Genomic DNA, 12,689 nt, shown 5'->3' on the forward strand with positions numbered 1-12,689 from the left:
AATACCGTTGTGTGCTTTATTTCTCGATCAGCTTTTAAAACAAGAGGAAATGTTTTTATAAAAAGGCTATGTTAAATTATATTGTTGATTTTTTACGAGAATTAAGGGAACTTCCATTTTTAGAAGTTCCCTTTTGTTTACTCTATTAAAGTCCTCGTTCGTTTAAGTAGACGTTTTTACAAAATTTTTATTTTCTATTTCTTTTAAAGCCTTTGCGATAACTTCACATTTTTTCACAGCCCAAATGTAATGATTAGATGTGTTCGCTGTAAAATAACTGAACAAATTACTTGTTTTCGTCCACTTATAATATTTTTTTGTCACGATTTCTTCATTCGTATGTATTTTAATTAAGTCTGTTACTCTTTGGTGACTTAACTTCAATTTTTTTATAGCTTGATTTAATGTCACATCTTGATAGTTCTCCCAAATCCGTATATTCAGGAGTTTAATACTACTCCACTTATAACCAGGTGCTGGCATAAAAGGAATATCCCCATCCATACCCTCTCTATACCATCTCTCAAGCATTGCGTGCCATTCATAAAGATGCATTAAAACATCTCTAAAATTTTTATCTCTCTCTGGAGTTTCAATAGAAATTCCTCTTTTACTTTTCGGTACTGATTCAATTATTTCAAGTAGTTCTTTGAAATTTTTCTCGCTATTCAATAATAAAATCTCTTTCTCATTTTTGTCTATCATAGTTAATCTCCTCTCTTTGACTAATGGAAATTTTAAGAAAATATAGCTTTGAATATTTTTTCTCTACTTTTGATATGATTAAAACTTCCTAAATGGTCATAATTTATAGACCAAATCATACAGCCCCTATTCTTGAACAACTTAGATTATCATTTGGAAAATTCTGATAATCTAAGTTTATCATAGGTTTCTACTGTTGAGAATAAACAACTTTCTATTATCATTTTGCTGACGGTTGCATCGTTGTTGCGATGTCTGATGCTATCGAGGAATCGGAACCAACTCAAATAAAAAAAGAGTAGTTACCAAAAAACGGTAACTACTCTTTTCCTTTTTTAAGGTTTAAAGTCCTGGAAGTTTAGGTGTTTTGGGTATTGGTGGTGTAGGTGGCCGCAAGCTTTCCAATTTTTGTTGAATTGCTTTAAATTCAGGGGTTTCTTGGTGTTGATTTTGAACCATTTTTTGCTCTATTCTCTCCAAAGTCGGTTGAATTTCTTTCCCTGATACTTTACGATTTAATTCTCTTTCTAAGGTCTCTTTCGGACTAATGGAAGGCGTTTCTAAGCTTGAATAGAGTTTCACTCCTTCTCTATTGTAAAGCCTTATATCGCTAAATAAGCCCGTTTTATGAAGGGTTTCTAAATTGGTCGGTAAGTTTTTGACAACAATATCATGCGCTTGTTTTGGTGTTGCCCTAGCTGTCATTGGATCATCTGCATACATAGTTTCATACCGTTCAATTGTTCCTAAATATGAGTTGATTTTAGGTACTGCCATGACATACATTTTTGTTTCATAACCTTTGGCTTGAAGCATTGTTGCGGTTTGAATAGGAACGTCTGTTGTTCGTCCTGTACCTTCGATCACCAAATTATACCCTTGATCGCTCAAACGGCTTATGATCGCTTCTGTCATGCGATTAGAATAAGGGGTAACGTGTTTTACTACGTCTTTTTCATAAAGTTTCACTAGTTCATCAAAATTAGGGTGCTGTTGTTTAAAGGTATCATTATCAATGACAATAACATTCCCTTGTGTTTCTTCAAGAATTGCTGATCGCAAACTGGTTTTTCCTGATCCTGGTTGCCCACCAAATAAAAAAGCGGTTGGCGATTCAACCGCTTTTTTTCCTTGAACCAATTCTTCTAAATTATCATTTAAGCGATTTTCAAATTGTTTGTCAGTAAAATTGACTATATTTGCCATATTAAGCCACTTTCTCTTTATTCAAAACTTGTTTTGAGTAACGATTCATTGACCGCCAATACTCATGAACGGCTTGTAATTCTTCTAAAGAATAATCAAAAAGATTTACACGTTTTGCAAGCTTTAATTGGTTTAATAAATTGACTTCCAATAATTGAGAGTCATTTTTATTTAATTCATGGTTCAAAACATAGTTTAATACTCGATTATAAACGCTTGCCGATAATTCGTTAATGATCTCTATTTCAAATGTTTTTTCATACGTAACTGCCATTTCATTTTCACTCCTTTTAAAGTTTGTCAGGTAAATATTTCCGTATATATTCTTCTAAGGCTTGATCCATAACTTCTTTTACGTTTCCGCCATTCTTTGCTGTTTCGATTTTTATGATATGGTGCAAGTCAGCACGAACACGAACCGTCTTATCTCCCATTATATCTTTTTTTGCACTGATTGGTGTATCATTTCGTTTTGCTTTTTGTGCGCCTAAATTTCCCACAATCACTCACTTCTTTCTATTTCTTCTTATTCTTATTTTATCATCAACAATCACAAATCACAAGTGATTTGTGATTAATCACTTGTGATTTGTGATTCTATTCTTTTTCGTTTTCTAATTGAATAATTCGTTCAAGCATTTCAAAAAATACGTTCTCATACATGGATAAAACTTTTTTGTCATAGCCTTTGTGTTCTGTAATGCCGTTTTTAGACCAGGTACTTACTTTATTACTTCGCTTGATAATATTTTGGAAAACCAAGTTATCTTCTTTATGTTCGTTGTACAGCTCTTCCAGGTTTGATTTTATCGTTGCGCTGTCCGTATCAACTAAATAAGGAACAAAACCGATCATATCTAGTCCAGGGTTAAATTGTTCTTGTAAATCAATCAAATAGGAAATATAGTTTTGAATGTTGTTTGTACTTTCTTCTTCTGCTTGTAAAGGGATCATAACGTAATCACTCGCCACGATTGCATTATTTGTATAAACGCTTGGCGTTGGTACAGTATCAATAATAATGAGATCATAGTCACTTTTTAAAGGTGCTAAAAGAGTAGCAAGCAATCTACTTTCATTTTCAAAAGTCCATGAGCGAGTTAATTTTGGCAGTAACATCAAATCAAACGTGCCAGGGATCAAGTCTAAATTATCAGTCAAATGAACAATAGAAGAAGCCAAGTTTCCATTTTTCAGTCCTTCATAAAAATTAACACGTGGCAATTCTACCTTAAATGTTTTTGCTAAGTCTTTTGTCAATGTTGCTTGTAAGTCCTTATCGATCATTAAAACTTTTAAATTAAATTTGTCTGTCAAGTAAGCAAACATAGTCGATAATTTTGACTTTCCAACACCACCTTTAAAATAATTGTTTAAGATAACAATTGCTTCATTTTTACTGTTTAAAATACGTCTTAATTCTTCAAGTATTTTGAGTTCTTCCTTCTCCATAACTACGCCCCATTCTTTTTTTGTATAGTAATATTGTATCATTAGGAATCACAAATCACAAGTGATTAATCACAAATCACTTGTGATTTGTGATAAGTGATTTGTGATTAATATATAAAAGCCCTGTTTAAAGGGCTTTTATGCTTATTTTGAGAATGAAATAAAATCAATATATCCCTTTTCTCCGATTTTTACAACGGCATTGTAGGACTTTTTCTCTTTCGTTTTGATTCCTTTTACCAGGGTTTCTTTTCCCTCTAGTAATTCTTTTACATTTGTTTTGGTTAGTTTTTTCTTTCTAAAATGTTCAGCTAAAGTAAACTTACATTCAGGATAATTTGAACACCCATAAAACGATTTTTTTAATACAATATTGTTGCCACACTTAGGACATTTGCCTACAATACTTTTTTCTGCTTCTTTTTCTTTCTGTTCCTGGTAATCAGAAAAACTTAATTTCTCTATATCGGTAGGTACAGCTTCCAGTAAATGAACGATAAACTTCTTGATATTATTAATAAAGTTTTCTTGATTACCTTCTCTTTTACCAATCTTCTTTAAATACGTTTCCCATTTAGCCGTCATTTCAGCACTCGTTAAAAGGTGCTGACTTTCAACTGCCTGGCACAATAATTTACCTTTTTCAGTCACAACAAGTTTATTTTTAATGACTTGGATATATTCTTTTTGTTTCAAGGCTTCAATAATGCTTGCTCTTGTCGCTTCTGTTCCGATCCCCTCGACTTCTTGTAAAATCTTGATTGCTTCTTCATCATCAACCGTTTTATTAGCGGTTTTCATAGCGGTTAAAAGTGTACCCTCTGTAAAAGCTTTTGGCGGTTGCGTTTCTTTTTCAACACTCTTAACATCAACTTCGGCACGTTCGCCAATGATAACGAGTGGTAACGTTTGAACGTCCTCTTCTTCTTCTTTGGTTTGTTGTTTGAAAAGAATTTTCCAACCTTCTTGCTTCGGTGTCTTACCGATCGATTGAAACAGCAAATCAGCTACTTTCGTTTGTATCTTGGTTTCTTCATACAAGTAATCAGGTAAAAACATGGCAACGGTCGTTTTAACGACTAAAGCATATATTTTTCGTTGTAAATCGTCCATTTTTGCTAATGCAGATTCGGTAGGCACTTGTTTTGTTGGGATAATGGCGTGGTGTTCCTGTACCTTACTACCGTCCACATAACGCTTTCTAGGCTCTGTTTGAACCATTTCAAGATCAAGTCCTAAAAAACCGCTATATTTGCCAAAATTCGCTTTTAAATAAGCAAATTCGTTCTCTGTAATAAATGGTGTATCTGTTCTTGGATAACTCAATAATTTTGCTTCATACAGTCCTTGCATAGCTTTTAAAGTTTGGCTCGCTGTCGCTTTATAAAGCTGATTGACTTTTGATTGCAAACTACTTAAAGAAAACAAACTCGGACTATTCGTTTTCTTCTCTTTGGTTTGAACATCAGCGATTATCCCCTCTTGATTGCCTATTTTAGCTTGTTTAGAAGAAACAAAGGATAAAAGTTCCTCTTGGCTCTTAAAACGCTGTGTGGGGCTTAGAACGCCCTTAAATGACCCTTGGTTTACTTTTATACTAACTTCCACCTCGAAAAAAGGTTCTTTCTTAAAGTTTTCTATTGCTTCCTGGCGTTGATAAATGAGATATAAAGTCGGTGTTTGTACACGTCCTAATGAAAATGTACCTTGTACGCCTTTTTGTTGTAAATTCAAGGTATATAAAGGGCTTGCGTTCATGCCGATCAACCAATCGGCAATTTGGCGTGTTTGCGCTTCTTGATAAAAGGGATAGTAATTCATTCCTGGTTGCAAATTTTGAAAACCGCTTCGAATCACATCTTTTTCTAAGCTATTGATCCATAGTCTTTTAAATGTTTTATCTTTTGAAAAGGCATTTACTTTATGGATAATCGACCAGGCGATATTTTCACCTTCTCTGTCGCTATCTGTTGCAACAATAATTGTATTTGCCTTTTTGAGAAGTTCAGCAACAATTTTAAACTGCTTTTTTTTATCTGTTGCCACTTCAAAATCGTATCGATCAGGAAAAATAGGCAATGATTCAAGTTTCCAATTTTGCCACTTTTCGTCATAATGACCTGGTTCTGCTAATTCCACCAAATGCCCAAAACCAAAGGTGATAAACGTTTCATCTGTAAATAGTGGGTCTTTGATCTCAAAATAACCGTCTTTTTTGGTGCTTTGTTTTAAAGCACTTGCGTAGGCTAATGCCTGGCTTGGTTTTTCAGCTAAAATAACCGTACTCATTAACTATCCCTCTTTTCATTGTTTTTTCTTTTATCTACTGTCACGTTGTATCTTGATCGATACCTTCTAAACGTTCGGCGATTAATTCCAGTTTGTTCTTCAACTTCTTTATCGGATAAACCGTTCAAAAACAAATCGAAAGCGTGTTGTAAACGTGGATCATTTTCTTTGAATTTAGGTTGTCGCCCTTTGAATTTTCCTTTTTTCTTAGCAATTTCAATTCCTTGGGCTTGGCGTTCTTTAATTCGTTTGCGTTCAGATTCCGCTTGGTACTTATACAATTCAATCACTAAATTATTAATCAGCCGTCTTAAATTTTCATCTTCAATACCATTCATTGAGGGTAAATTTAAGACTTCCAGGGTTGCCCCCTTAATTTGAATTTGATTCATCAATTCTGTTAATTCTTTATTATTTCGTCCTAATCGATCTAATTCAGTAACAACAACAATATCCCCTTCACGAATATAGTTAAGCATAGCTTGTAATTGTGGGCGTTCGACCGATTGACCGCTTGCTTTGTCTGAAAAGACCTTAGAAACGCCCTGTAACGCTTGTAATTGACGATCTAAGTTCTGTTCTTTGCTACTGACACGTGCATAACCAATTTTCGCCATTTTCAACCAACCTCTAAAATTCTCTCGGTTGCAATAACCAATCTGCAAGTGCTACTTGTTCAATTTCAAATTGCTTATCAGAAATTGTCTTTTCATAAACGATAAAATCTTGCGCATATTGTTGCTCATTAAAAATAGCCACCACTTCGTCATTTTCTACTACTCGATAAATAAATTTTTTCATTTTTTCTCCCCCTATTATGCCCAACTTAAATGACCTATTCACCAAGTCAATTATACTGCTAAAACCATATTAGGACAAATAAGTATACTTTACTGTCCTACACAAAATAAAAGTTCAAAAGATAAGTGTTCGCTTCGCTCTCACTGCCCCTCGACGTTTTAGTAGCCTTTCCCTCACTTCGTTCAGTCCAAGCCAACTAAAAGTTTTCGGGCTACTCTCTCCTTCTCCCCCTAATAATTAATTAAAATCTTACTCTCTATATTTCTGCTAATCATTCACTAAACAGCAAAGAAAAACAAACACGTATCATAGATATAATATGTAATGGCATAGTGCGGGTTTTATTTTCAGCCTGTATCGTAGCTAAACAAATCGAGTTGTGTGTCCGTTTTGGGGCGTTCTGCCAACTTGTTTAGAGTTTCTTGAATAAATGTACGTTCTAAATTAAACGAAGCTGTCAGCGCCTTTATATAGCTTTCTCGTTCTTCTTTTTTTAATTTAATGATCGATAGCAACAATGATTTAACACTAGCAAGTTGAATGCCACCATTTCTTCCTGGTTTAATCTTAAAGAAAATTTCCTGATTCGCCTTCAGTACCTTCAGCAATTTATCTAATGTCCGTTCAGGAATGCCTAGCACTTCTCTAATCTCTTTTTTGGTCGTCACTAAATAAGGCTTGTATACATCGCTTTTTTCGCTAATATAAGCCATTAAATCTTCTTTCCATTCTGACAAATGAACACGTTGACGTTCGCTTCTTTTTTTCTTGAATTTAAACCACCCTTGACGGACAAATAACTCTTTACTGGTTAAATCACTTGATACCCAAGCTTTGCAAAGAATGGTAATGTATTCCCTATTAGCCCCTTGATAGTTTTCTGAATAGGCACTTCTAACAATTTTGATTACTTCTTTTTCTTCTAAGGGTTGATCTAATCGATTATTAAACTCAAACATATTATATTCGCACGTTTCGATTGAATAGCCTGAACTAAAGTAGGCTAAAGAGAGGGTAAACATAACGCTATTGCGCCCTACTAAACCCTTTTCTCCTGAAAATTTCGTTTCGTGCAATAAGAGATTAAACCAGGGTTCATCTACTTGTTTTTTGCCTTTTGTACCGCTTAAAACCGTTAGACTTGAACGAGTAAAGCCCTTATTATCTGTTTGTTTGAAAGACCAATCTTGCCATTCTTTGAAAGAATAACGGTAATTGGGATCAAAAAATTCTACATTGTCCGTTCTTGGTATACGAGCAATCCCAAAATGATTGCACGTTAGATCAACTGGCAAAGACTTTCCAAAATATTCTCGGATATTTTGCGAGATTATTTTGGCTGCTTTGACAGATTTAAATTCTGATTTTGAAGTCACATAGACTGGCGTTTCTAAAACAAAATATGCTTGATAACCTTTATCAGATTTGATAATCAACGTAGGCATAAAACCTAAATCAATAGCTGTTGTTAAAATATCGCTTGCTGAAATAGTTTCTTTTTCCGTGTGAATATCAAAATCAATAAAGAAGGTATTGATTTGTCTTAAATTGTTTTCAGAATGTCCTTTCGTGTATGAACGGTTTTCGTCTGCATACGTACCATAACGATAAACGTTTGGTGTCCAATGCGTAAATGTATCTTGATTTTCGTGAATCGCTTCTTCGGAAGTCAGAACAACGCCACGTCCGCCAATCATGCTTTTTTTTGAGCGATACGCAAAAATAGCCCCTTTGCTTTTACCTGGCTTGGTAGTGATTGAGCGAATTTTACTATTTTTAAATTTGTACTTTAACAAGCCGCCATGAAGCACGGTTTCTACAACAAAAGGGATATTCATTCAGCTGTTCTCCTTTCTTACGAAAATTAATTAGTTAGAAGCTACGATCAAAGTTGAATCACAACAAAAAAGGCAATCAACTAAGTTTTTCTTAATTGATTGCCTGGTATCTTCTTAAAGACTTGAAATCCCCACAAAAACCCGATATAATGGGTTTACAGATATTTAAGTATCTGATTAATAAAGTAATTAAATACTTTACCAAATTTTGGGTCTCGACTTCTTTAATTGATTGGTGGTAATCAATTAAGGCTCGCAACTTATTTTCTTGGCGGAAAATAAGTTGGTCGTGGCTCTTTTTTTGTATTCTTTATTCAGTTCGTTGTTTCGTTATATCTAGTATACCGCTTTAAAAAAAAATAAGCAATTAAAAAGTGTAAAAATATTACGTTTACTCTTTTTTGCTTATTTCGCTATCTAGTTGTAATTCTAGCTGTTCCGAATCGTTAGGGATCAAATCAATGACCAGGGTTGAATTTGTAAGTTTTGCAATCCGTTCCAGTGTTTTTACAGTCGGGTTTGATTTTCCTAACTCAATTTTTAAGTAATTAGATTCTTTCATTCCAATTTCTTCAGCAAACTGTTTACGTGTTTTATTTCCTCTCATTTGTCTTAAACGACTTCTGAATGCTAGCTCCAAATTTACCCCCTCCTTTACATTTTTGTGTAAAAATATTCAACACTCTCTTAACAATTATAGCTTTTAATTTCTTTATAAACAAGTGATTTGTGATTAATCACTTGTGATTTGTGATTTTAACTTTTACATTATTTTACCAACTGTTTAGAATACTAAGTATGGTATACTCATTCATGGCAACTGCCCCGAAAGGGGGTGTTGTAATGCTTAAAGAAATCATCACATTGGTTGTCGCCCCACTTTTTGTGGCGCTAGTAACCACCCTAGTCGATCATTGGTTAGATCATCGAGACGACAACTAAAAAGCAGTTGCTGACTAACCCACGTGCTTGCAGTCGCAACAAGTAAAAAAACGCCCAACCTACTCGTAATAGGTTGGGCGTTCGTGTTGTAATGCTATTCGAAATCATCACATTTCGCACATTCATTATAGCATGATTTTAAAATGAAGCCAAGTTGCTGATTCGATCGGTTGTTATTGGTGTTGCCTAGAACGATTCTAAGCACATGTTTAATTTTAAAGTGGGCAATTATCTTTAAAATGTCCTACAATGATTCAATAAAAGCATGGCTGCTAGTGAAACTTGCGACCATGCTTTTAAAAATACTTAATTAGATTCTCTTTTTAAAAATGAATGCTGATCCTAATACCATTAATGACCCTAGGACAGACAATGCAATATTTTCTGTTTCTCCTGTTTTTGGTAAAACTTTCATTTTTCCGTCTGAACCTTTAACCGTTACTGTTCCGTCTTTTTGAACGTTTGCGCCAATTTCTTTAGCTTCAACTTTCTTTGTTGTTCCGTCTGCTAATTGAATGATTGGTTTACTATCTTCAACTGCAACAATCACAACGCCTGTATCTGTATTAACTGGGTTTTCGATTGGGTTTGTGTCTACTGGTTTACTTGGTTCTGTTGGATCTGTCGGCTTGCTTGGTTCCGTTGGCTCTGTTGGCTTTGTTGGCTCCGTTGGTTCCGTTGGTTCCGTTGGTTCCGTTGGCTCTGTTGGCTCTGTTGGCTCTGTTGGTTCCGTTGGCTCTGTTGGTTCCGTTGGCTCTGTTGGTTCCGTTGGCTCTGTTGGTTCCGTTGGCTCTGTTGGTTCCGTTGGCTCTGTTGGCTCTGTTGGCTCTGTTGGATCGACTGGATCAACTGGATCAACTGGATCAACTGGATCAACTGGATCAACCGGATCAACTGGATCAACTGGATCAACTGGATCAACCGGAGTAGTTGGATCGGTTGGTTCTACTGGATCAACTACATCATCAGCTAGAACATTGACATCTGAACTACCTGTTGCTTCGTCCGCAAAACTAACAAGTGGGGCTGATACCAATAGCGCGGTACTAAAAAGTGTTAAAAGAGTAATTTTTTTCATTTTCTTCTCTCCTTAAAAATTAATATTTGTGTACATAAATAGTATATCACAAATATGCTTTATCTGACATTTTTATTCATCTTTTTTTTAAAAACTTCAATCGATTCTTTCGTTAAGAATAATGTTTTACCTGTATAAATGTGATCGATTCCCTCTAGTCTATGAGGAAACCGTTTATAAATGTGGGCAAAGTATTCATCATTCTTTCCTAACAACTGGCTTGCTTCTTTTGCTGTAATCAATTGCGATAAATCATTATTGGGATTATCAGAGAAAATAATTGTTCCACCAATTTTTCGATAATTAAAATTTTTAAGTATTTCATGTTTGTTGTTACGGTAAGCTTGGGATAGGTAATTTCTATTCTTACCTATCCTTTCACTCATTTCTTTTGCTGTGTAAATTTGATTTAAATTAATTTTTCCCATTGTTTAAGCACTCTCTTTTTAGCGTATTTCAGTTAAAAGAGAAGTCTGTAAGTTTTGGTTGAGTTGTCACAAGAAAGCCGTTTTTAGTTGGTTCAACCTCAAAAGTGATTTTTTGCATTTTACTACGATTGTCTACTGAAACATTTAGAAGGTATTCAACGCTATACCCTTTTTTTGTTTGTTCACTACCATAGTAATTGACACTCTTAAGCGTTTTCCCTAACGCTTTCCAATCGGATATATCTACCTTTTCGGATACATATGTTCTTAAACTTGACTGATAATTTTCTTGATTTTTTTCCTGTGAAAAATAGTAAGTCAAAAAGTATCTTCCAAAAGTATCTATTTTCGATTGTGAAATATCCGTTTCTTTGACACGTTCAATTTGTTCTTCCAATAATTCGCTCTCTTTTTTGACTGATTGAAGTTGTACTTGTTGAATAACACTTATTCCTATCAATAATACAATAAAAAGAGTCAAAATAGATATGAACAAATGAATCCTGGGAACATTTTTCTTGGTTATGGATTCTGATAGTGATTCTTTTCTACTATTCGTTTGTTTTGCTTGGTTCTTTTTCGATATTTCCTTAATAACACTAGGTTCATTTACTGTTTCAGTTGGAATTTCTGTCTGCGGTATTTCTTGGCGTTCATTACTCGTTTTTAACTCCTGACGATTTAATTCTTGCGTATTAAGCGTTGTTGGTTCTGTTGGTTCATTCAAGTAAACTAAAACGTGTTGATCTGTTACTCGATTTAATAACAAGTTAATTACGTCCGTTTCTTTGGTATTTTTTGTATTCAGCGTAACAGACATAATTTTTGTTTGATCTTCTACTCTAAAAATACCGACACGAAATTTAACTGGAATTCCTCGACTTGTCTTTTGTTGTAAATAGTGTGTGACTTCGGATAATTCGCTTTTACTTAATTTTCGATTCAAAAATTGTTTTTCTTCTTCGGGAAGAATAATTCGTATTTCAAAATAATAAGACAATCGTTATCCCCCTCTCTTATTTTCTAAACATAGCCATCATTGCTAAGTTTCCAAGTCCGCCACCTTTTGACACTTTGGTTGAATACCACATATTTTGTAGGGCAGACGGTGTTTTGATAATCAACAAGCCACAACCAACCATTAGCATAAAGTTTGGTAACGTGTATTTTTCAGCAATCATGAGGGTAATCATTGCTAAATAGAGAATCAATTTAATTAGCATGGTTAACGCTTCGGACAACAATTCTTTGATCCATATTTGAAAGTAATTTTGCTCGTCTGTTAAAAGGGATAATGCGACTAGCGGTGTCAACATAGTCAGTACCAAGAAATCAGCATAAAAGACACAAATCGCTACAAAATACTTGGCAATGGAAAAGGCAAAGAATATCACAAAAACAAAGAGAACAACGGCACTAACGCCACCATTAAAGAAATTTGAAACTAAGAAATTACGCAATCGCTCACCGATCGTTTCCACGTTCAAATCATTAGCGACTTGTTGAATCACATACTCCCCGATTGGTGCAACAATCTTTTTGATAAAAAAGTTCATTGCCCAGGGCAAGACAGCTAAGGCAATTGACGAATAGAATAGCTTTTGAACAATATTAGCGGTCAATGCGTCACCACTACCATTAGAAGCTTGTATTTGCGCTTCAATGACCTTATACAACACAATACAGATTGCAAAGGTTGTCGTTGCAAAGACAAACACATTGGTAATGGTACTAATTAATTCGATATTGGGAATATCAAAAGTCGTCTTATTGGCAATTTTCATACTGGCTTCTAAAAGGTCACTGCCCCAATTCCCTAACAAGGTATCAATCGGGTGCAATACACTATCCACACTCTCTTTTACGCCCTCAAAGACATTAGAGATAGCCTCACCAGCAGAACTTAAAATATCCGATCCTGTATCTTTTATTTGGTCTATTACGTCCATA

The 12,689-nt window shown here is 34.6% G+C and carries 15 protein-coding genes and 1 pseudogene; 1 reads left to right on the forward strand and 15 read right to left on the reverse strand.

The features are described from left to right. Positions 1-162: 162 nt before the first annotated feature. The 11 genes and pseudogenes from NST05_RS10690 to NST05_RS10740 form a co-directional block, all read right to left on the reverse strand. Positions 163-705, reverse strand: a complete 543-nt coding sequence (locus NST05_RS10690) for a ClbS/DfsB family four-helix bundle protein (RefSeq protein ID WP_081119575.1) — start codon at positions 703-705, stop codon at positions 163-165. Between the two features lie 149 nt (positions 706-854). Beyond that, positions 855-995 (reverse strand): annotated as a pseudogene (locus NST05_RS10695) (IS1595 family transposase); the annotation flags it as partial. 52 nt (positions 996-1,047) lie between these two features. Continuing rightward, positions 1,048-1,911, reverse strand: a complete 864-nt coding sequence (locus NST05_RS10700) for a zeta toxin family protein (RefSeq protein WP_340743040.1) — start codon at positions 1,909-1,911, stop codon at positions 1,048-1,050. 1 nt (position 1,912) lies between these two features. Continuing rightward, positions 1,913-2,185: an antitoxin gene (locus NST05_RS10705; RefSeq protein WP_000301765.1), complete on the reverse strand. Its 273-nt coding sequence runs from the start codon at positions 2,183-2,185 to the stop codon at positions 1,913-1,915. 16 nt (positions 2,186-2,201) lie between these two features. Next, positions 2,202-2,417 carry a peptide-binding protein gene (locus tag NST05_RS10710; protein ID WP_001835296.1) on the reverse strand — a complete coding sequence of 72 codons (216 nt, stop codon included), beginning with the start codon at positions 2,415-2,417 and terminating at the stop codon, positions 2,202-2,204. A gap of 91 nt (positions 2,418-2,508) precedes the next feature. Continuing rightward, positions 2,509-3,405 (reverse strand): ParA family protein, encoded by an 897-nt coding sequence (locus tag NST05_RS10715; RefSeq protein ID WP_340743041.1) that lies wholly within the window; start codon positions 3,403-3,405, stop codon positions 2,509-2,511. Positions 3,406-3,507: 102 nt separating this feature from the next. Further along, on the reverse strand, positions 3,508-5,652 hold the full coding sequence (locus NST05_RS10720) for a type IA DNA topoisomerase (RefSeq protein ID WP_340743042.1): 2,145 nt from the start codon (positions 5,650-5,652) through the stop codon (positions 3,508-3,510). After that, positions 5,652-6,269, reverse strand: coding sequence for a recombinase family protein (locus NST05_RS10725; protein WP_340743043.1), 618 nt, complete (start codon positions 6,267-6,269; stop codon positions 5,652-5,654). Before NST05_RS10725 ends, NST05_RS10720 begins: the two co-directional genes overlap by 1 nt. 13 nt (positions 6,270-6,282) lie before the next feature. Then, positions 6,283-6,453 (reverse strand): hypothetical protein, encoded by a 171-nt coding sequence (locus NST05_RS10730; RefSeq protein WP_285706605.1) that lies wholly within the window; start codon positions 6,451-6,453, stop codon positions 6,283-6,285. Between the two features lie 347 nt (positions 6,454-6,800). Next, the gene (locus NST05_RS10735; protein WP_340743044.1) at positions 6,801-8,291 is read right to left on the reverse strand and encodes a primase C-terminal domain-containing protein; all 1,491 of its coding nucleotides are present in this window, start codon (positions 8,289-8,291) and stop codon (positions 6,801-6,803) included. Positions 8,292-8,682: 391 nt separating this feature from the next. After that, entirely contained in the window at positions 8,683-8,931 is a 249-nt protein-coding gene (locus NST05_RS10740) for a helix-turn-helix transcriptional regulator (RefSeq protein ID WP_002328891.1), read from the reverse strand. 173 nt (positions 8,932-9,104) lie between these two features. On the opposite strand from NST05_RS10740, the gene NST05_RS10745 reads away from it, so the two are divergent. Next, positions 9,105-9,233, forward strand: coding sequence for a type I toxin-antitoxin system Fst family toxin (locus NST05_RS10745; RefSeq protein WP_002415353.1), 129 nt, complete (start codon positions 9,105-9,107; stop codon positions 9,231-9,233). 310 nt (positions 9,234-9,543) lie between these two features. Here the strand turns inward: NST05_RS10745 and NST05_RS10750 are convergent, their stop codons facing one another. Genes NST05_RS10750 through NST05_RS10765 form a run of 4 tightly spaced genes read right to left on the reverse strand, consistent with a single transcriptional unit; the run spans position 9,544 to position 12,688 of the window. Further along, positions 9,544-10,311, reverse strand: coding sequence for an LPXTG cell wall anchor domain-containing protein (locus NST05_RS10750; protein WP_340743045.1), 768 nt, complete (start codon positions 10,309-10,311; stop codon positions 9,544-9,546). Positions 10,312-10,370: 59 nt separating this feature from the next. Then, on the reverse strand, positions 10,371-10,739 hold the full coding sequence (locus NST05_RS10755; protein ID WP_340743046.1) for a hypothetical protein: 369 nt from the start codon (positions 10,737-10,739) through the stop codon (positions 10,371-10,373). 28 nt (positions 10,740-10,767) lie between these two features. After that, positions 10,768-11,739, reverse strand: coding sequence for a hypothetical protein (locus NST05_RS10760; RefSeq protein ID WP_002425009.1), 972 nt, complete (start codon positions 11,737-11,739; stop codon positions 10,768-10,770). A 16-nt stretch (positions 11,740-11,755) separates the two neighbouring features. Next, on the reverse strand, positions 11,756-12,688 hold the full coding sequence (locus tag NST05_RS10765; protein WP_340743047.1) for a conjugal transfer protein TrbL family protein: 933 nt from the start codon (positions 12,686-12,688) through the stop codon (positions 11,756-11,758). Position 12,689 lies beyond the last annotated feature (1 nt).

The organism is Streptococcus sp. FSL E2-3494 (assembly GCF_038007085.1).
Classification (GTDB): Bacteria; Bacillota; Bacilli; order Lactobacillales; family Streptococcaceae; genus Streptococcus; species Streptococcus thermophilus.